General features: G+C 71.6%; 18 protein-coding genes. 11 read left to right on the forward strand and 7 right to left on the reverse strand.

What is annotated here, in order from left to right; translation table 11 throughout:
• Window positions 1-64 precede the first annotated feature (64 nt).
• A complete protein-coding gene (locus VMS22_07890; protein ID HXJ33950.1) occupies window positions 65-307 on the forward strand; it encodes a hypothetical protein in 243 nt (80 codons plus the stop codon).
• 7 nt (window positions 308-314) lie between these two features.
• On the opposite strand, the gene VMS22_07895 is transcribed toward VMS22_07890, so the two are convergent.
• The 3 genes from VMS22_07895 to VMS22_07905 form a co-directional block, all read right to left on the reverse strand.
• Window positions 315-1,001, reverse strand: coding sequence for a hypothetical protein (locus VMS22_07895; GenBank protein ID HXJ33951.1), 687 nt, complete (start codon window positions 999-1,001; stop codon window positions 315-317).
• A 74-nt stretch (window positions 1,002-1,075) separates the two neighbouring features.
• Window positions 1,076-1,612, reverse strand: a complete 537-nt coding sequence (locus VMS22_07900; GenBank protein ID HXJ33952.1) for a hypothetical protein — start codon at window positions 1,610-1,612, stop codon at window positions 1,076-1,078.
• Window positions 1,613-1,781: 169 nt separating this feature from the next.
• Window positions 1,782-2,777: an LLM class flavin-dependent oxidoreductase gene (locus VMS22_07905; protein HXJ33953.1), complete on the reverse strand. Its 996-nt coding sequence runs from the start codon at window positions 2,775-2,777 to the stop codon at window positions 1,782-1,784.
• Between the two features lie 106 nt (window positions 2,778-2,883).
• Here VMS22_07905 and VMS22_07910 point away from each other — a divergent pair, with 106 nt between their 5' ends.
• Window positions 2,884-3,213, forward strand: coding sequence for a hypothetical protein (locus VMS22_07910; protein ID HXJ33954.1), 330 nt, complete (start codon window positions 2,884-2,886; stop codon window positions 3,211-3,213).
• 368 nt (window positions 3,214-3,581) lie between these two features.
• Here VMS22_07910 and scpA read toward each other — a convergent pair whose 3' ends face one another.
• The 4 genes from scpA to VMS22_07930 form a co-directional block, all read right to left on the reverse strand.
• Window positions 3,582-5,753, reverse strand: a complete 2,172-nt coding sequence (scpA, locus tag VMS22_07915) for a methylmalonyl-CoA mutase (protein ID HXJ33955.1) — start codon at window positions 5,751-5,753, stop codon at window positions 3,582-3,584.
• Window positions 5,754-5,995: 242 nt separating this feature from the next.
• Window positions 5,996-6,247, reverse strand: a complete 252-nt coding sequence (locus VMS22_07920) for a hypothetical protein (GenBank protein ID HXJ33956.1) — start codon at window positions 6,245-6,247, stop codon at window positions 5,996-5,998.
• A gap of 297 nt (window positions 6,248-6,544) precedes the next feature.
• The gene (locus VMS22_07925) at window positions 6,545-7,990 is read right to left on the reverse strand and encodes a HAMP domain-containing sensor histidine kinase (protein HXJ33957.1); all 1,446 of its coding nucleotides are present in this window, start codon (window positions 7,988-7,990) and stop codon (window positions 6,545-6,547) included.
• Entirely contained in the window at window positions 7,987-8,823 is an 837-nt protein-coding gene (locus VMS22_07930) for an HDOD domain-containing protein (GenBank protein HXJ33958.1), read from the reverse strand. Before VMS22_07930 ends, VMS22_07925 begins: the two co-directional genes overlap by 4 nt.
• Window positions 8,824-8,948: 125 nt before the next feature.
• On the opposite strand from VMS22_07930, the gene VMS22_07935 reads away from it, so the two are divergent.
• The 9 genes from VMS22_07935 (at window position 8,949) to VMS22_07975 (ending at window position 19,895) form a co-directional block, all read left to right on the forward strand.
• Entirely contained in the window at window positions 8,949-10,493 is a 1,545-nt protein-coding gene (locus VMS22_07935) for an aldo/keto reductase (protein ID HXJ33959.1), read from the forward strand.
• Between the two features lie 37 nt (window positions 10,494-10,530).
• Window positions 10,531-11,586 carry an NAD-dependent epimerase/dehydratase family protein gene (locus VMS22_07940; GenBank protein ID HXJ33960.1) on the forward strand — a complete coding sequence of 352 codons (1,056 nt, stop codon included), beginning with the start codon at window positions 10,531-10,533 and terminating at the stop codon, window positions 11,584-11,586.
• 5 nt (window positions 11,587-11,591) lie between these two features.
• Window positions 11,592-12,443, forward strand: coding sequence for a lysophospholipid acyltransferase family protein (locus tag VMS22_07945; protein HXJ33961.1), 852 nt, complete (start codon window positions 11,592-11,594; stop codon window positions 12,441-12,443).
• Between the two features lie 12 nt (window positions 12,444-12,455).
• The gene (locus VMS22_07950; GenBank protein HXJ33962.1) at window positions 12,456-14,060 is read left to right on the forward strand and encodes a carboxyl transferase domain-containing protein; all 1,605 of its coding nucleotides are present in this window, start codon (window positions 12,456-12,458) and stop codon (window positions 14,058-14,060) included.
• 70 nt (window positions 14,061-14,130) lie between these two features.
• Window positions 14,131-15,381 (forward strand): DUF4215 domain-containing protein, encoded by a 1,251-nt coding sequence (locus VMS22_07955; protein HXJ33963.1) that lies wholly within the window; start codon window positions 14,131-14,133, stop codon window positions 15,379-15,381.
• 56 nt (window positions 15,382-15,437) lie between these two features.
• Window positions 15,438-16,925, forward strand: a complete 1,488-nt coding sequence (locus VMS22_07960; GenBank protein ID HXJ33964.1) for an acetyl-CoA carboxylase biotin carboxylase subunit — start codon at window positions 15,438-15,440, stop codon at window positions 16,923-16,925.
• Window positions 16,922-17,449, forward strand: a complete 528-nt coding sequence (locus VMS22_07965) for a biotin/lipoyl-containing protein (protein HXJ33965.1) — start codon at window positions 16,922-16,924, stop codon at window positions 17,447-17,449. Before VMS22_07960 ends, VMS22_07965 begins: the two co-directional genes overlap by 4 nt.
• An 82-nt stretch (window positions 17,450-17,531) precedes the next feature.
• Window positions 17,532-18,842 carry a sigma-54 dependent transcriptional regulator gene (locus tag VMS22_07970; GenBank protein ID HXJ33966.1) on the forward strand — a complete coding sequence of 437 codons (1,311 nt, stop codon included), beginning with the start codon at window positions 17,532-17,534 and terminating at the stop codon, window positions 18,840-18,842.
• A 114-nt stretch (window positions 18,843-18,956) separates the two neighbouring features.
• The gene (locus VMS22_07975; protein HXJ33967.1) at window positions 18,957-19,895 is read left to right on the forward strand and encodes a hypothetical protein; all 939 of its coding nucleotides are present in this window, start codon (window positions 18,957-18,959) and stop codon (window positions 19,893-19,895) included.
• The last annotated feature ends 68 nt before the right edge of the window (window positions 19,896-19,963 follow it).

The raw sequence follows: 19,963 nt of genomic DNA on the forward strand, positions 1-19,963 counted from the left end.
GCCATCCATGGCGACAGCGAGACGGGGGAAGGCCCCAAGCGCAGTGCGCTGGGGGGCGCGAGGGGTGTTTCCGGCGATTCTGGCCACCCGGGCGGTGGCGGCCCCGCTGCCTTTCTGGCGCATGCGGCCATGGCTGCCGGTCGGCGCGGCCCTCTACATGCTGCAGGTCGCGGCGGCGCACCTCGTGTGGAGCGAGCTCAGTCCGCGCGGCCACGGGATCCTGGTCGGCCTCGTGCAGGCCGCGCTGTTCGTGGCGATCGCGGTCGTGTTCTGGCGGTCGCGGCCCTACTTTCGCGACCCCGGCTGACGCTGCGCTACGGCTGACACGCGCCGGCGTGACCGAACCCGTCGCCGGCCTCCCACGCCGCGCACTGCGTCGCGTAGGTCGCCTGCCCGTCGCAGCCGCAGACGGGCGGCCCGCTGCAGTCGACCTCCGCGCGCGGCCTGCAGTAGCCGCTGAAACCGCAGGTGCGCGTGCAGATCTCGTCGGCCGGGCACGGGAACTCGCTCGTGTCGCACTGGACCGGGCAATTCTTCACGTGACACTCGGCGTCGCAGCAGTCGAGTCCGAGGAACGAGCCGTCGCTCCCGTCGCACTGCTCCGTGCCTTCGCGCACACCGTTGCCGCATTCGGGAATGCGATCGGCGACGAACGATACGCGCCGGCCTCCCGTGCGCAGCGTGCCTTCGAGCCGCCGGCACGAGCCGGCGCTCTGGAGATCCCATTGCGCCTTCAGCGTGACCGGGCGACCGCCACAGTCGTTCCACCGGGCTTTCACCCGAAGCAGCCACGCGCCGGTGCCCCGCAGGTACTGTCCGGCGCGCACGGCCCCGCAGGTTCCCGAGATGGTCGCCCTGCCCTTGCCGAGAACGAGCTCGGCGGCGTCGAGGGCGTGCGGCGTGCTGGTCTTGATCGTGAAGCGGCCCGAGGGGCACACGATCTTGGCCGACGCCGGCAGTGCCATGCCGAGCAAGATCAGCGTAGCGGCCAGCGCGCGCATCGTGCTCTCCCTCCGTCGCGGCCACCCGTAGACTACGCCAAGGGACGGGGCGCGACAACGGGATTTCGACGGCTCTATTCGGTCCGGCCGGCGCCCAGGGCAACCGGCTCGCTCGCGCCGCGCAGGCGCCGGAGCTGGGCGCGCGCCTCGGCATGCCACGGATCCAGCCGGAGCGCCCGCTCGAGGCACAGCACGCCCTGGTCGAAGTCGCCGCCCAGCATGCGCGGAAGGCGCAGCAGGAGGACGCCCTTGCCGACCAGCGCGTCGACGTCGGTGGGATCGAGCGCGACCGCGCGCTCGACCTCGCGACGGACGCGGACAGCCGTCCCGAGCGTGCGCCAGCCAAGGCCGTCGAGGTCGACCAGCTTGCCGAGCGTGCAGAACACGGCGAAGTGCGCGCGCGCGTTCTCCTCGTCGGCGACGACGGCCTCTTCGGCGAGGGCGAGGCCGCGCCGCAGCAGCGGCGCACGCTCGGCGCGCTCGACGGTGTCCGCTTGCATGCAGAGCGCCACGGCGTCCGCTGCGAGGCGGGCACCGTTGCCCTCGCCGGCGAGCGCAACGCTCACCGTCACGATCGCCACCAGCCACGCGCTCGGCACCGCGGCCTTCACTCGACGACCGCGCGGAGCAACGGGTGTTCCATGGCGCGCGGCGTCGCACCCCCGATCTACGGGCATCGCGCGGCCCGCTGTCCGCGCTGTCGTCGTGCATCACCGTCAGCTCGCGCAGGCGTGCGGCGACTTCATCGCGCCGCGCATGGCACCCGCTGGGGCGTGCGGCTCACCTCGTCTTCTTGACCTTCGCCGCCACCTCGCGCGCAAACCGCTCGGCGAGTGCGGGCCCACCGAACCCGGACAGGATGTAGTGGCGCGTCCCCCACTCGCGCTCGCGCCGTTCCAGCTCCGCGACGCACTGCGCGGGCGTGCCGATGAGGGCCATCGGCATGCGCATCACCTGCTCGGCGGAGAGGCCGAACACGCCGCCCATGTTGCTCGCGAAGCCGTGCGCCGCGGACTCGGCGTCGGCGATCATCGGCATGAAGATGGTGCTCGAGAACGTGATCGCGTCGGGGTTGCGCCCGGCCGCCTTCGCCTCGGCGCGCACGAAGTCGAGCTTCGCCTTGAAGGCGTCCTCGGTCACCTTCGCGACCTCGCTCATGAGGATCGTCCCCGCCCGGCCGGCATCCGAGATCACGTTCACGTGGTCGGCCTCGCGTGCGGCGATGCGCAGGATGCCCTTGCCGCTGCCGCCGAGCATGACGGGCGGATGCGGCGACTGGACGGGCTTCGGCACGATGAAGGCGTCCTTCAGGCGATAGAACTCGCCCGTGAACGTCGTCCGCTTCTCGGTCCAGAGGGACTTCACCACGCGGACGGCCTCCTCGAGCATGCGCAGGCGCGGCTTCACGTCCGGGAAGGGCATGCCCATCATCTCGAACTCGGCCTTCGTCCAGCCCGATCCGATGCCGAGCAGGGCACGCCCGCTGCTCACGTGATCGAGCGTGACGGTCGCCTGCGCGGTCGTGGCCGGATGGCGGAAGAGGTTGCACAGGACGAGCGCGCCGATGCGCGCACGCGACGTCGTCGCCGCGACGGCGCCGAGCATGGCCGTCGCCTCCCAGGCATTGGCGCCGTCGTCGAGCCCGCCGCCGCCCTGTCCCTCGTACGCCCAGTGGTCGGGCACGTAGAGCGAGTCGTAGCCCCACTCCTCCGCCTTGCGGGCCGATTCGAGTAGATCCTTCGCGGGCAGCGCCGCGAGCTGCATTCCGAAATCCATGTGCGACGCGTACGAGGTCGGTGCACAGGAGTCAACGTTCGGAGCCGCACGAGCAGCGTGCACTGGTTCGGTCCGCCGTGTATTCTCCGGCCGGGAGGAACGAGGCATGCGGACGATGTTGGGCGTCGTGCTCGCGCTGAGCGTGCTGGCTGCGGGTACGGCCGCTGCGGCGGAGACCCAGTGCACCTACAATCACGTCTTCTACAACAACGGCTCGACGACGTGTCAGAACGGCACGCAGACGGTGTGCGCCGCCGGCACCTGGAAGCCGACGGGCGAGCGCTGCGCGGACAACCCGGGTGATCCCACCGGCGAAGAGACCAAGCCCGGCGTGAATGCGCCCAGGGTGCGGGAGCCCCGCGTCGGCGAACCCAGCGCCGGCGCCGTCCCCACCCCACGCGTCCCGCCCATCAACAACGGCGGGTCGGGCTGGTGATCGGGCGCTGAAGGCGGCCGGGGCGGGGAACGGGACGGGCGGAGGGCAGGCGCGAGGTTTCGGCTTCGGCTCCGCCGCGCGCCCGCCCTCCGCCCGTCCCGTACGACCGCCGCCGCTCCGCCGCTTCGGCATCCCTTCCAATTGAAGGGCGACGAAGTCACGAAGGCCTTCCCGGCGTCCGCTCGTTCCCACGTCGGCGAGCGAGCGAAGCGAAGCGGCGTGCGGTGGTGAGTCGTGCGTGTGGGGGCGAGGCGGAGGCGCCTGCGAAGCGGCGCGACGAAACATAGGGCCGTGACGCTACGTGTGTGCTCTCGCGCGGCGGAGCCGAAGCCGCAGCCTCGCCCCCACACGCGCGGACCCGCCCCCGGCTACGCCGACCGCCGCGTCCCCTCGCGCTCGCTGGCACCAATGAGCGCCAGCACCCGCCGCGCGGCCTTCGGGATGTTCGTCCCCGGCCCGAAGACGGCCTTGACGCCCGCCTGCTCGAGCATCGCGTAGTCCTTCGGGGGGACGATGCCACCGACGATCACGACCACGTCCCCGGCACCGAGCTTCTCCAGCTCCTTCACGAGCTGCGGCACGAGCGTCTTGTGGCCACCCGACTGCGTCGACACGCCGACGGCGTGGACGTCGTTCTCGACCGCCTGCCGCGCGACCTCTTCGGGCGTCTGGAAGAGCGTGCCGACGTCGACGTCGAAGCCGAGGTCGGCGAACGCGGTCGCGATGACCTTGGCGCCGCGGTCGTGGCCGTCCTGCCCGATCTTCGCGACCAGCATGCGGGGACGCCGGCCCTGCTCGCCCGCGAACTTGGCGATCTCCGCCTGCAGCGCCTTCCACTCGGCGTCGTCCTGGTACGAGGCGCCGTACACGCCCGAGATCGAGCGGATCTCGGCCGCGTAGCGCCCCCACACCTTCTCGAGCGCGCTCGAGATCTCGCCGACGGTGGCCCGCGCCCGCGCCGCTTCGACGGCGAGCGCGAGGAGGTTCCCCTGCCCGCCCTCGGCGCACTTCGTGAGCGCGTCGAGCGCGCGCTGGCACGCGGCGGCGTCGCGCGTCGCCTTGATCCTGGCGAGGCGCGCCACCTGCGCTTCCCGCACCGCGGTGTTGTCGATCTCGCGGGTGTCGATCTCGGGCTCCTCGGCGAGCTTGAACTTGTTGACGCCGACGACGACGTCCTCGCCGCGGTCGACGCGCGCCTGCCGCCGCGCCGCCGTCTCCTCGATGCGGAGCTTCGGCCAGCCGGCCTCGATCGCCTTCGTCATCCCGCCCATGGCTTCGACCTCGTCGATGAGCGTGATGGCCTTGCGCGCGAGCGCGTGCGTCAGCGACTCCATGAAGTACGAGCCGCCCCACGGATCGATCACCTTCGGGATGCCGGTCTCGAGCTGCAGGATCAGCTGCGTGTTGCGCGCGACGCGCGCCGAGGCGTCGGTCGGCAACGCGATCGCCTCGTCGAACGAGTTCGTGTGCAGGCTCTGCGTGCCGCCGAAGACCGCCGCCATGGCCTCGACCGTGGTGCGGATGATGTTGTTGAAGGGATCCTGCTCGGTGAGGCTCGCGCCCGACGTCTGGCAGTGGGTGCGCAGCATGAGCGAGCCCTGCTGCTTCGGTGCGAAGTGCTTCTTCACGAGCGTCGCCCAGAGCAGGCGCGCCGCGCGCAGCTTCGCCACCTCCATGTAGAAGTTCATCCCGATGGCGAAGAAGAACGAGAGGCGCCCCGCGAACTGGTCGATGTCGAGCCCCTTCGACAACGCCGCGCGCACGTACTCGAGCCCGTCGGCGATCGTGAACGCCAGCTCGAGATCGCACGTCGCCCCCGCCTCCTGCATGTGGTAGCCGCTGATCGAGATGCTGTTGAACTTCGGCATCTCCTTCGAGGTGTACTCGATGATGTCGGCGACGATCCGCATCGAGGGCGTGGGCGGGTAGATGTACGTGTTGCGGACCATGAACTCCTTCAGGATGTCGTTCTGGATGGTCCCGGTGAGCTTCCCGCGCGCCACCCCCTGCTCCTCGCCCGCGACGATGAAGCTCGCGAGCACCGGCAGCACGGCGCCGTTCATGGTCATCGACACCGACATCTTGTCGAGCGGCACGCCGTCGAAGAGGATCCTCATGTCCTCGACCGAGTCGATCGCGACGCCCGCCTTGCCGACGTCGCCGACGACGCGCGGGTGATCCGAGTCGTAGCCGCGGTGGGTGGCGAGGTCGAACGCGACCGAGAGGCCCATCTGCCCGGCGGCGAGGTTCGCGCGGTAGAAGGCGTTCGACTCCTCGGCCGTCGAGAAGCCGGCGTACTGCCGGATGGTCCATGGCTGGCCGGCGTACATCGTGGCGCGCGGCCCGCGGACGAACGGGTAGACGCCCGGCAGGCCTTCGGCGAAGTCGATCCCCGCGACGTCGGCCGCCGTCCACAGCGGCTTCACGTCGATTCCTTCGGGGGTGTGCCAGACGAGCTGGTCCGGGCCAGCGCCCTTGCGCTCCTTGGCGGCGAGGTCGTGCCACAGGCGGACGTCCGCCGGGCTCTGCTTCTCGGGCATGACCGGGTCACTGTGAGACATTCGACCGGCCGGTTCAACCGCGGCGTGCGTTCGCCACGCGCCGGTCGGCTCGGGGTTCGGGGCCCCCGGTTGGTGCGATCGGGCGGCAGACGGCGCGGGAATGCGGACCCGTGTGCCGTCCGGCGCCGCCCTCACGCATGCCGGCGGTCAGGGGGGACCATGACCTCCTGCCGGCCCAACCGAGGACCACGATCGCGTGACGTCAGCTCCCGAACGTCACCTCACCTTCGCTCCTTGCGACCCGCCGCCGGAATGCGCCGGGCGGCCACCACCCATTCGGCGCGGAACGTCAGCACGTGGTCGCCGTCGAGCCGCATCCGCCACCGCCTGCCTCCGCTGCCCTCGACCGGCCGGACGGACCCGCGCACGACCAGGATCGCCTCGACCGGATCGCCGGTTTCCGCGACCTCCGCCAGGCGTGCCGCGGCGCCCGCCGGGTCGACGTCCAGGGCCCGCTCGCGCGTCCCCGCCACTAGCCATGTCTCCGCAGCGTGACCACCCGCAACGCGTCCTGCGGGGGACGCGGATCGGCTGTGTCGGGCCCGTAGCGCAGCCAGTGCAGCGCGCGGGCCACCCACCGCCTGCGCGGCCGTCTCGGGAACTCTATCACTCGGCCCAAGGGCTTGATGGCCGCCGCCCTCCTCTGCGGATCGAGGAAGCAAGTTCCCGGCCACGCGACATGGTCAGGCCGGGGCGCGCAGGCACGTGCGGGCCCGACCGCCGTGCTCAGGGGCTGAGCAGGCGCTGCACGCCCGCTGGGCGGCGCACCCTCAGTAGCTCGCGCGCTCGGGAGCGGTGGTCTCGATCAGAACGTGGGACTCCGCCGCGAGCGCCCCCGGTAGCGTCACGGTGAATTCGCTCCCCTCCCCGGGAATGCTCTCGAGGTCGACCTGGCCACCCAGCAGGTGCGCCGCGCGCTGCACGAGCGCGAGCCCCATGCCGAGGCCGTCGAAGCGACGCGCATCGGAGCCGTCGGCCTGCACGAACGCGTCGAAGATGGCGCGCTGGCGGTCGGGCGGGATGCCGACGCCGGAGTCCCGCACGATGACGAGGGCGTCCTCGGGACGCGGGGCCGGGCGGATGGTCAGCCAGACGGTCCCGCGCTCGGTGAACTTGAAGGCGTTCCCGAGCAGGTGGAAGAGCACGCGGCGGAAGAGCGATGCGTCGGTCACGAGGGTTCGCGCGGCGGGGTCGATCTCGGTACGCAGGGCGACCACCGAGGCCGACGGCCGGTCGCTGAGCGCGGCCACCACCTCGTCGACGATCGGCGCGATCTGGATCGGCTCCGACCGCACGATCACCTGATCGGCGTCCATCTGGACGAAGAACAGGATGTCCTCGACCCGCAGGTGCAGGTTGTGGGCCGCGCGGAGCACGCGCCCGATCGCTTCGCTCTGCTCGCCGGTGATCGGCCCGATGTGGCCGCCGTGCAGCAGCTCGGTGTAGCCGAGGATGGCGTTGAGCGGTGTGCGCAGCTCGTGCGACACGGTGGCGAGGAACTCCGTCTTCACGTTGTTCGAGCGGACGAGCTCCTTCGTGAGCCGCGTGATCGAGTCCTCGCGCGCGCGGAGCGTCTGCTCGCGCTCGTCGAGGCGGCGCCGGCTGACGCCGAGGTCGCCCGACAGGCGGTCGCACAGGCGCTGCGTCGCTTCGCGGGTGCGCGCCATGGTGAGCGCGTAGCCGACCATGTCGGCCAGCAGCGCGACGCCCTGCAAGCGTCCGAAGAGCTGCGAGGGCGCGACGATCGTCTGCAGCACGAGCACGCCGTCGCGCTCGTCGCCGACCGAGAACGGGAGCGCGGTGAAGCCCTCGCTCGTGAGCGCGGTCGGTGTGACGGCCGAGAACCCGCCGTCGTCGTCGCGACGGAAGCAGACCGGATCCGCGCCGGTGCCGACGAGACGCGCGAGTGTCACCCAGCCGTTCTCGGGCAGCACCGGGAACGGCTCGCCGAAGCGATCGCTCTGGGCGGCGAAGCCGACCAGCCGCAGCGGCGCGTCGGCGCGCTCGCGCAGCGTGACCGCGCACGCTTCGACGCCGAGCTCGCGGACCAGCACGACCGCCAGCTCCTGCGCGGTCGCCTTGACGCCATGAGCCCCCGCGCACACGTCCAGGATCGAACGCGCCGCCGAGAGGTAGACGAGCAGGTCGTCCCGCTGCGTCTCGACCTCGGCGAGCGAGTCCCGCACCAGGACGGGCGTCGCGGGCGTCTGCTTCACGCCTTGGCCTCCACCAGCATCACGAGGGCGCCGGTCTGGCCCACCTCGGTCACGACCGTCTGCCACGCATCGCGCGTGACGCCGGTCGCCTCGAGGATCGGCGCGCCCTCCGGCGCGAGCTCGCCGGTCTGGAAGTTCGTGCGGTGCGCGAGGCGGCTCGCCACCGAGATCACCCCGGCGAGCCCGGTACGCACGTCGGTGTCGTGGTGCCGCCGCACCGCTTCGACCATGACCGGCGGGAGGTTCCACGCCTCGAGCAGCCAGGACCCGACCTCCGCGTGATCGACGCCCAGGCTCGACTGCTCGAGCCCGGCCAGATGCTCGGTCGAAGTCGCCTTGTGGACGGTGTCCCAGTAGAACTCCTTGAACCGCAGGGCGAGCACGAGCTGTCCCACGTCGTGAAGAAGCCCCGTGGTGAACGCCTCGTCCGGGCCGGTCTGGCGCTGCTGGCGTGCGAGCACGCGGGCCGCTGCGGCCACCTCGACCGCGTGCGTCCACAGCTGCTCGAGCTCGCGTCGCGACACGCCCGTGCCGAGCGTGTCCCAGACCTTGACGCCGAGGGCCAGGTTGCGCACCGTCGAGAAGCCGAGCAGGAGCACCGCCTGCGGGATCGTGGCGACCTTCCGCGCCTGGCCGAAGAAGGCGCTGTTCGCCAGCCGCAGCAGGCGGGCGGTCAGCGCCTGGTCCCGCTCGATGAGCTCGACCAGCTTCTTCGCGCCCGTCCGATCGTCGTCGATCAGCGCGATGATCCCGGTGAGCACCGGCGGGATCGTCGGGAGACTCTTGCGCGCGATCACGTCGGCGCGGAACTGCTGCAGGGTCGTCGCATCCATCATGGCCTCATCGCTCCTTTGGAAACGCCTCTCCAGCGCTTTTATCGGGACACCGCGCATGCGACTTGAGACGTGCCCGGGACAAATTGTTGACGCGCAGCCGTTCGCCGCGTACCAGGGAAATCGTGAGCCCGTGCACCAGGTGTGGCGGCCCCCGGGCGCTGCGCATCGTGCGCCCGCGGCGGATCGTCGTCGTGGCCTTCCTGCTGCTCCCCCTGGTCGTGGGCGCGATCGTCGGCGCCCCGCTGCTGCACGACCTCGTCGAGGGCAACGACCGTACGCGACTGCCGTTGTGGCGGCTCTGGGTCGTCGCGGCGACCGCGCTGGTAGCGATCGTCGGGGCGACCTTCCGCCTGCGCCGTCCGATCTGCCCGCGGTGCGACGGCGGCTCGCGCGTCGTCGTCCTGTCCGAGCCCCCGGCCAGAGGCGCCACGCGGCGGGCGGTGCTGCGCGTGACCGGCGCCGCGGCGGCCGCGACGGTCGGCGGTGCGGCGGGCATCTTCCTGCCGAACCGCGGGTGGCTCGCGGTCGGACGGGACTTCTTCAACGCCAAGGTCGAGACCGAATCCCCCACGCCCGATCCCGCCTGGCACACCTCGCGCATCCGCGGCTACCGGCGCCTCGGACGCACGAACGCGATGGTGTCCGACATCTCGCTCGGCTCGGCGCGCATTCGCGACCTCGACGTCCCGCGCGCGCTCTTCGAGCGCGGCGTCACCTACGTCGACACGTCGCCCGACTACTCCGACGCTGGCTCGGAGCGGCTGCTGGGCGAGGCCATGCAGGGCCACCGCGACCGCATCTTCCTGGCGACGAAGTTCTGCCGCCCGACCGGGCACCTCCCAAACGACACGCCGGTGCGCGACATCATCGCCGAGGTGGAAGGAAGCCTGCAGCGGCTCCAGACGGATCACGTGGACCTGATCCACATCCATTCGTGCGATCGGTTGGATCGCCTCCTCGCGCCCAACATCCACGAGGCGTTCGATCGGTTGAAGGAGCAGGGCAAGGTGCGCTTCCTCGGCGTCTCCACGCACACGCCGAATCTGGAGGAGGTCGCCAACGCCGCCATCGACTCGGGGCGTTTCGACGTCCTCATGCTCGCGTACCACTTCGGCATGTGGCCGAGCTTCGGCCACATCCTCGAGAAGGCGAAGACGCACGACGTCGGGGTCGTGGCGATGAAGACCCTGAAGGGCGCCAAGCACACGAACCTCGCCGAGTTCCAGCAGGAGGCTGGTGCGTACTCGCAGTCGGCGTTCCGCTGGGTGCTCTCGAACCCGAACGTGTCCTGCCTCGTCGTTTCGTTCTGGGATCCGGAGCACGTCGACGAGTACCTGGTCGCGTCGGGGACGGCGCTGCGCCCCGAGGACACGGCGCGCCTCGAGCGCTACGACCAGCTCGTCAAGGGCGACTACTGCCAGCCGCATTGCGGCGCGTGCCTCGACTCGTGCCCGCACGACCTGCCGATCAACGACGTGCTGCGCTACCGCATGTACGCCAAGGATTACGGATGGCGCGAGGAAGGGACGTCGCGCTACGCCGCGCTGGAAAAGGACGCGAGCCTGTGCGTCACCTGCCCTGCCCCATGTCGGTCGGCCTGTCCGCACGGGGTGCCGATCCGCACCACCATGCTCGACGCGCACCGCGTGCTCTGCACCGTGGCTTGAGCCTCCGGGCGGGCCCCGGCATAACCGGAGCCTCGGCATGGCGCGGGTTCCGTTCGACACGCCGGAAGGCCTCTTCCACTTCGCGGATCCCGAGCCGGATCCGGCGCCGGTGATCGCGCCGCGTCCGGCGGCCGTGACCGAGACCTGGAGCCATCCGCGCGGCGGCGCGCGCCCCGGCGAGACCGTCCTCATCACCGGCATCGCCGGCGGCCAGGGTCGCCTCATCGCGCGCCGGCTCGCGAACACGTTCGATCTGGTCGGCGTCGATCGCCACCCGTGGGAAGGCCACCCGCCCGGGTTGCGCGTCCTCACCGTCGACATCCGCAAGCGAAAGTTCGAGGACGTCTTCCGCACCGAACGTCCCACCGCCGTCGTCCACCTCGCCTTCATCCGGCACTTCCGCCTGGGCGAGGAGCTGCGGCACGAGATCAACGTGCTCGGCACCAAGCGCGTGCTCGAGTACGCGATCGCGCACGGCGTGAAACGCGTCGTGCTGCTCTCGTCGAGCTACGTGTACGGCGCGTTTCCCGACAACCCGTACTACATGGACGAGGACTCGCCGCTCAACGTCTCGCGCAACTACGCCGAGGTGCGCGACCTCTCCGAGGTCGACACGCTCGCGACCGCGTTCCTGTGGCGGCATCCCGAGGTCGCGACGACCGTGCTCCGCCCCGTGAGCACGCTCGGGTACTACGTGCACAGCAACATGGGCCGCTACCTCCGCGGGCGCTACGTGCCGACGATCATGGGCTTCAACCCGATGATGCAGTTCATCCACGAGGAGGACGTGGCGGAAGCCGTCGCGCTCGCGCTTCAGACGGGCACGCACGGCGTGTTCAACCTGACCGGTCCCGGCGCCGTTCCCCTCAAGGTGGCGATCCACGAGTCGGGCGGCACCGCCGTCCCGTTCCCGGAGACCGTGGCGCGCGCCGTCTTCAGCCGACTCTTCCGCTGGGGCCTCTACCCGACGCCTCCGGGCGCGATCAACTTCCTCAAGTACCCGTGCACGCTCGACGGTCGTCGCTTCCAGCAGGCGACGGGCTTCGCGCCGCTCTTCAGCCTCGAAGACGTGTTCGCGAGCGTGCGCCGCTGATGGGCATGCTGCGCGCACTCTACAACTCCCCGGCCGTCGGAGAGCTGCAGCACGAGATCGACGAGCGCATGGCGCGCATTCCGACGCGCCTCAACGCCTACGGCTACGACGCATGGGGGTTCCACACCGAGACGGCCAAGCGCGCGCTCACCGTCACGGCGCTCCTCTACCGCTACTGGTTCCGCGTCGAGACGAGCGGCATCGAACGCATCCCGCAGGGGCGGTGCCTCCTCATCGGGAACCACGCCGGCCAGGTCGCGCTCGACGCCGCCATGATCGGCGCGGCCACGTTCCTCGAGGCCGAGCCGCCGCGCATCATCCGCGGCATGGGCGAGTACTGGCTGCCGACGGTGCCGTTCGTGAACGAGATCATGGTGCGCACCGGCTCGGTCGTCGGGACGCGCAAGAACTGCATCGACATGCTCGAGCAGGGCGAGTGCGTCATCGCGTTTCCCGAAGGCGTGCGCGGCATGAACAAGCTCATCTGGGAGCGCTATCAGCTCCAGGAGTTCGGCCACGGCTTCATGCGGCTCGCGCTCGAGACCGCGACGCCGATCGTCCCGATCGCCGTCGTCGGCTCCGAGGAGCAGGCGCCCGCGATCGCCAACCTGATGCCGATCGCGCGCCTGCTCGGCATGCCGGCCTTCCCGGTGACCCTCACCTGGCCGTGGCTCGGCCCGCTCGGCATGGTGCCGCTGCCGGTCAAGTATCGCATCTACTTCGGCGAGCCCATGCACTTCGAGGGCAACCCGGCCGACGAGGACGACGTCATCGCGGAGAAGGTCGATCAGGTGAAGGCGCGCATCGCGTCCATGCTCGCGGACGGACTCTCGGCGCGCCCGTCGATCTTCTGGTAGCGGGCGCGCGGGATGCGGCTTCCGTCTCGCGTCCGGACGAGCGATCCGGAGTTCGAGCAGAACCGGGCGCACATGGAGCGGCTCGTGGCCGAGCTGCGCGCGGCGCGCGCGCGGGCGGCGGCCGGCGGCCCGCCCGACGCGCGCGAGCGCCACACCGCGCGCGGGAAGCTCCTCCCGCGCGAGCGGATCGAGCGCCTGCTCGATCCGGCCACGCCGTTCCTCGAGCTGTCGCCGCTCGCAGCGACCGGGTGCTACGACGACGAGGCGCCGGGCGCGAGCATGGTGACCGGCATCGGCCAGATCGCGGGGCGCCACGCCGTCGTCGTCGCCAACGACGCGACGGTGAAGGGCGGCACCTACTATCCCCTCACGGTGAAAAAGCACCTGCGGGCGCAGGAGATCGCGCTCGAGAACCGGCTCGCCTCGGTCTACCTGGTCGACTCGGGCGGCGCCTTCCTGCCGCTCCAGGCCGAGGTCTTCCCGGACCGCGAGCACTTCGGCCGCATCTTCTACAACCAGGCGCGCATGTCGGCGGCGGGCCTGCCGCAGGTCGCAGTGGTGCTCGGCTCGTGCACGGCCGGCGGCGCCTACGTGCCGGCGATGTGCGACGAGGCGATCATCGTACGCAACCAGGGCACGATCTTCCTCGCCGGCCCGCCGCTCGTGAAGGCGGCGACGGGCGAGGAGGTGAGCGCCGAGGAGCTGGGCGGCGGCGAGACGCACACGCGCATCTCGGGCGTGGCCGACCACCTGGCCGAGAACGACGCCGACGCGCTCCGCATCGCGCGAGAGATCTTCGCCGCCATGCCGCCCGTCGAGCCGGCGGCGCTCGCGCGCGCGACGCCCGAGCCGCCCGCGTACGACCCGGCCGAGATCTACGGCCTGGTCGCGCGCGATCCGCGCAAGCAGACCGATGCGCGCGAGCTGATCGCGCGCCTCGTCGACGGGAGCCGCTTCCACGAGTTCAAGGCGCTCTACGGGCCGACGCTGGTGACGGGCTTCGCGCATCTGCACGGCTATCCGGTCGGGATCGTCGCCAACCAGGGCGTCCTCTTCTCCGAGTCGGCGCTCAAGGCGACGCACTTCATCGAGCTCTGCTGCGCGCGCGGCGTGCCGCTCGTCTTCCTGCAGAACATCACCGGCTTCATCGTCGGCAAGCGCTACGAGCAGGGCGGCATCGCGAAGGACGGCGCCAAGATGGTGAACGCGGTCGCCAACGCGGCGGTGCCGAAGTTCACGGTGCTGATCGGCAACTCGTACGGCGCGGGCAACTACGGCATGTGCGGACGCGCCTACCAGCCGCGCCTCATGTGGTCGTGGCCCAACAGCCGCATCTCGGTCATGGGCGGCGAGCAAGCGGCGCAGACCCTCCTCACCGTGAAGCAGCAGCAGCTCGCGGCGAGCGGCAAGGCGCTCGCGGAGGCCGAGGCCGACGCCCTCACGGCGCCCATCCGCGCCAAGTACGAGACCGAGGGCAGCCCCTACTACGCGACCGCGCGCCTGTGGGACGACGGCATCCTCGATCCCCTCGAGACGCGCGATGCGCTCGGCCTCGGGCTCGCGGCGGCGCTGAACGCGCCCGTCGAGCGAACGACGTTCGGCGTCTTCCGGATGTAGATCGAGCCCAGGTGGATTTGCCTTGACGGCATGGCCCCCCGTCTCGTAGGCCGGTCAGCAGGGGGTAGCCGTGCCGAAGCTCCTGGCTCCGATCGTCCTTGCTCTCGCGACCCACACGGCGCTGATGGCAGCGGACCAGCCGATCGCCGGCACCCGCCTCACGCTCAAGCGATCCAACTCCGGGACGAAGCTCGTGTTCGTCTCGAAAGACCCGGCGTTCCTGTTCCCGGCCTTCGCCTCAGGCGACGATCCGTCCGTCGTCGGCGCGACCCTCGACGTCATCTCCGCAGCGGAAGGAGCGGCGGCGCTCGCCATCCCGGCAGGAGTGGGCAAGCCCGGATGGGAGACGAAGACCACGAGCCCGGCATATCGCTTCGCGAACAAGACCGCCCCGGCGGGACCGTCGCCGGTTCGGCTGGCGCTCCTGAAGCAGGGACGCCTGCTTCGCATGGTGGCGAGGGACGTCGGACTTCCGCTCGCGACGGCGCACGGCGCCGTCGGCATCCGGCTCACGACGGGAACGGTTCGGAGCTGCGCCCTGTTCAACGGGGCGACCATTCGCGTCGACCTGCCGGGACGCTTCGTCGCGTCGGGTGCGATCTCGGGCGCGCTTGCCGACTGCTCCGACGCGGCGCTCGGTGCGACGACGACGTCGAGCACGACCACGTCGAGCACCAGCACCTCGACCCCCACGACGACGGTACCGGTGTGTGGCAACGGGATCATCGAAGCGGGCGAGCAGTGCGACGGGGCAGCCGGTGGCTCATGTGCACCCTTGGCGCCGTGCGGTGCTCCGGGAACGCCCGCTGCGTGCCAGTGCTGCGCGTCGACGGGTAGCCAATGCGGGTTCCAGGGAGGCCCGAACGCGCCGTGCTGTGATGCGACGGCCGCCTGCGTGCCGATCTGTGCGCCGGAGTTCCCGGCCTTCTGCCAGACGCCCTCGACGTTCGCGGGCTGCAACATGACTGGGACATGGTATTTCTTCGATGATCCGTCGTCTCGCACCTACTCGATCGTCGAAGGAGCCGGCGGAGCTCTCAGCGTCGTCAGTTTCGTCTACCCGGACTTCGCCACCTACCAGGTCGCCACCGGAATGAGGATGGGAGCCGAGGTCGAACTCGCGCCGAACGCATCGCCACTCTTCCAGGAGAGCTGCGACTCCGCCACCGGCGGGTTGTGCATCAACTTGGTGCGCGCGACGCCGAGCGTCTGCGGCGACGGCACGATCGATGCCGCGCTCCAGGAAGAGTGCGACGATGGGAACCAGCTCGCGGGCGACTGCTGCTCGCCGACCTGCCGGATCGAGCCCGGCTGTCCGTAGTCGCGCCTGCCGCCGGGGTTTGCCCGCACTCCCCGGGTCGGTTAGACGACGGCCCCGTGCAGCGGGTCCTCATCGCCAACCGCGGCGAGATCGCGGTGCGGATCGCGCGCGGATGCCGCGCGCTCGGGCTCTCGCCGATCGCCGTGTACTCGGAGGCCGACCGGAGCGCGCCGCACGTCGCGGCCGCCGACGCGGCGGTGTGCGTGGGGCCCGCTCCGGCGCGCGAGTCGTACCTCGACACGAAGGCCATCCTCGCCGCCGCGCGCGCGACGCGCGCCGACGCCGTCCACCCGGGCTACGGGTTCTTCTCCGAGAATGCGGCTTTCGCCGAAGCCGTCGAGGGCGCGGGGCTCGTGTGGGTCGGCCCACCGCCCTCCGCGATCGCCACAATGGGCGACAAGCTCGCCGCCCGCGCGACGGCGGCGAAGGCGGGCGTGCCGCTCGTACCGGGCAGCGAGATCGCGGCCGGCGACGTCGCGTCCGCGAAGGAGGCCGCCGCGCGCCTCGGCTACCCGATCCTGGTGAAGGCCGCGGCCGGCGGCGGCGGCAAGGGCATGCGCACGGTCGCGAGCGAGACGGAGCTGGCCGAGGCGCTCGCGGCCGCGACGCGCGAGGCGACGGCCGCCTTCGCGGACGGCCGCGTGTATCTCGAGAAGCAGATCGTGCGCCCCCGCCACGTCGAGGTGCAGGTGCTGGGCGATCGCCACGGCACGCTCGTCCATCTCGGCGAGCGCGAGTGCTCGATCCAGCGCCGGCATCAGAAGATCGTCGAGGAGACGCCCTGCCCCGTCATGACGCCGGCGCTGCGCGCGCAGATGACCGACGCCGCGCACGCCGCTGCGCGTGCCGTCGGCTACGTGAGCGCCGGCACCGTCGAGTTCCTGCTCGACGAGAGCGGCCGCTTCTATTTCCTCGAAATGAACACACGGCTCCAGGTGGAGCACCCCGTGACGGAGCTCGCGACCGGCGTCGACATGGTGGTGGCGCAGCTTCGCATCGCGGCCGGCGAGCCCCTCGGGTTCGCGCAGGCGGACGTCCGGCCGCGCGGCCACGCGATCGAAGCGCGCGTCTACGCGGAGGACCCGCAGCAGAGCTTCTTCCCGAGCGCCGGCCCCATCCTGGCGCTGCACGAGCCGAGCGGGCCCGGCGTCCGCGTCGACTCGGGCATCCGCGCCGGCTTCACGGTGCCGATCGAGTACGATCCGCTCCTCTCCAAGGTGTCCGCCTGGGGCGCCGATCGTCGCGCCGCGATCGACCGCCTCGCGATCGCGCTCACCGAGACGATCGTCCTCGGCCCGACGACGAACCTCGCCTTCCTGCGCGACGTGCTCGCGCACGCGGCGTTCCGCGCCGGGAACACCCACACGGATTTTCTTTCCGAGCACGTTCCCGCCTGGCGTCCGGCGGCGCGGGCCGACCTCGCCGCGCTCGTCGCCGCCGTTGCGAGCGCACGTCCCGCGGCACGCGGGGCGGACGGCGCCGGGCTGCGGACCGAGCCCACGCCGTGGGAGACGCTCGGGCGCTGGAGGCTCGGCGGAACGTGAGCGCCCAGGTGAAGCTGCGCACGGGCGGCCACACGCTCGCGGTCGCCGTCGTCCCCGACGGCGGTGGGCTCGCCGCCACCGTCGACGGCGCCGCGCACCGCGTGGGCACGATCGTCGCGACGGCAACGGCGAGCGTGGGTCACGCGATCGTCGAGGAGCTCGTGCTCGAGGTCGACGGCCAGCCGCTGCGCGCCGTCGTCGCGCGCACCCGCGATCGCATCCACGTCGCGGTGGGCGGCGACAGCTTCGTCTTCGAGCGCGTCGACGACGCGCACGGCGGCGGCGCGGCGGGGGCGGGGTCGGGATCGGTCGTGGCGCCGATGCCGGGGAAAGTCGTGAAGGTGCTGGTCGCCGTCGGCGACGCCGTGACGGCCGGCCAGCCGCTCGTCGTCGTCGAAGCGATGAAGATGGAGACGACGCTCGCGGCCGAGATCGACGGCACCGTGCGCGCCCTGGGCGCCACGCCGGGCGCGATGGTCGACGCGGGCGCCGTGCTGGTCGAGCTCGCGCCGGCGGCGACGTAGCGCTACCGGCGCGGATATTCCGCTTCTAGTTCTTGCGGCAGCGTGGCGCTGCCGTACCCTCGCACCGGGGAGGGTCGCGCGGATGCGGATCGTGCTCGTGGGGGTGGAACGTGGGGACGCGCTCGTCGCGACGGTCACGCGGGCGCAGCCGGGTGCACGGCTCGACGTCGTCGACACCTCGACCGCGCTCGCGAACGCTCCCGACCCCGTGGTCGACCTGGTCCTGCTCGGGCCCGCCGCCGTCGCGCGCGAGGACGCCGTCCGCGGCGTGCGCGCGTTGCGCGCCGCGTGGCCCGGGGTACCCATCGTCGCGCTCGGGCGCGCCGACGACGCGGTCGTGGCGGTGGCGCTGCTGAAGGCCGGCGCAACGGACTATCTCGTCGCGGACGGCGATCCGGAGCTGCTCCAGGCCACGCTGGGCGCTCTCGCGGCCATACCCGCGCCGCGCGAGCCGGATGCGCCCGTGCCCGGGCTCATCGGCCGCACGCGCGCCATGGCCGAGGTGCGCGCGCTCGTCCGCGTCGCGGCGCGCGCCGAGGCGCACGTGCTCGTCGAGGGCGAGACGGGGACCGGCAAGGAAGTCGTGGCGCGCGCGATCCACGGCCTCGGACGGCGCGCCGCCAGGCCGTTCGTGCCGATCAACTGCGCCGCCGTGCCCGAGTCGCTCGCCGAGAGCGAGTTCTTCGGCCACGCGCGGGGCGCCTTCACCGGTGCCATCCAGGAACGACCCGGCGCGCTCCGTCTCGCCGACGGCGGCACGCTCTTCCTGGACGAGATCGAAGACCTGCCGCTCTCGCTCCAGGCGAAGCTCCTGCGCGTCGTGCAGGATGGCGAAGTGCGGCCGCTCGGCGCGAGCGTCGCGCGACGGCTCGACGTGCGACTCATCGCGGCGTCGAACCAGGACCTCTGGCGCATGGTCGAGTCCGGGCGATTCCGCAGCGACCTCTTCTATCGCCTGCGCGTCCTGACGCTGCGGCTGCCGCCCCTGCGCGAGCGGCGAGCCGACATCCCGCTCCTCGTGGCGCACTTCGTCGAGCGCTTCAACGGGCGGCAGCGGACCACGTTCGCGTCACCGAGCGAGCACGCGTGCCGTCCGCTGCTCGAGCACCCGTGGCCCGGCAACGTGCGCGAGCTCGAGAACGCCCTCGAAGCGCTGCTCACGCTCGCCCAAGCGACAGGTGCCGATCTGGTGACCCTCCTGCAGCGCCAGCCCGCGGGAAGCGGGAGCCCCTGGGCGGACGAGCGGACGCGCATCCTGCGCGTGCTCGAAGCGAATCGCTGGAACCGACAACGGGCGGCGTCCGCGCTCGGCATCTCGCGCGTCACACTGTGGCGGCGCATGGAGCGGCACGGCATTCGCGATCCGCTCGGCGGCACCCGCGAAACGGCGTGAACGCGCCTGCTGCACGCCGCGGCGGCGAACGCGCGCGGGGCGACGGCGGCCGGATGGCACGGCGACTGCAGCGCACGGCTGTCCGCCCGCAACCCACCCGCCCAAGGAGGACAGATGTCGCATCGACGGATCGTGCTCGGGCTCGTGCTCTCGGTCGGAGTGGTGGCGGCGCTCTTCGGCCGGGCGGTCACGGCGTTCTCGGTCGGAGAGAAGCCCCTCATCTATCGCGTCACGGCCAACAACAACGACCTCGACGGGGTCGAGGGACTGGGGACGCCGGGGCGCGTCATCCACCTCTCGTACCGCCAGCGAAACTTCCGCGAGGGGACGCTCGACGGCGGCGACGACTTCTCGTGGTGCCCGTGGAAGAACGACGGGCAGCCCATCTACGTCGCGTGGACGGCGGTCGACGGCCGCGGCGTCTTCCGCTTCACGAACCTGCGCGCCCATCCGACGACGGTCATGCTGTTCCCGTCGGCTGCCGGCGCCGACACCTGCGCGGGCGGCATCTACACCGAGCTGCTCATGCGGGCGTGCGATCACGTGATCGGCGGCAACTGCACCGAGTGGGAGGTGCCGACGGTCAACTGGCTGAACGTGCGCAACCTCCCCGGAAGCGTCGCCGGCGCCGGCGGCGGCATCACGGGCGCGTACCAGGCGTCCATCGCGGTCGCGGACGGCCCCAACGACGGTCCCGAGCCGTCGGACGTCGTCGACGTCGACGAGAACGGCCTGGATACGACCGCGCCCGGCATGAATCCCGGGCAGCACGTGGAATGGCGCTGCGGCGCCGGCGGCACGGCGCCGTGCCCGAGCGTCGTCGTCCACGACAGCTCGACGGCGCTCGAAGCCGACCCCGAGTACGCGTTCGTGCTCGGCACCATGCAGGGGCATCGTCCGGGCGGCTCGGTGTTCGCGGCCGCCGCCATCCCGCGCGGCGGACCACTCGGCTTCACCGTCAACGTGAACGTCAAGTTCCGCGGGCGCCTCGACCTGAACGTGGGATGTGATCAGCTGAAGTTCTTCGACTTCGGGGTGCCGCTGACCTTCTGAGCGGGGTTCGGGTCGGTGTGGTGCGCGGCGGCGCGAGTGGCCGGGGGGCGCAGCGTTCGCTCCCCGAT

Source organism: Candidatus Eisenbacteria bacterium, assembly GCA_035577985.1.
Classification (GTDB): Bacteria; Desulfobacterota; Binatia; order DP-6; family DP-6; genus DATJZY01.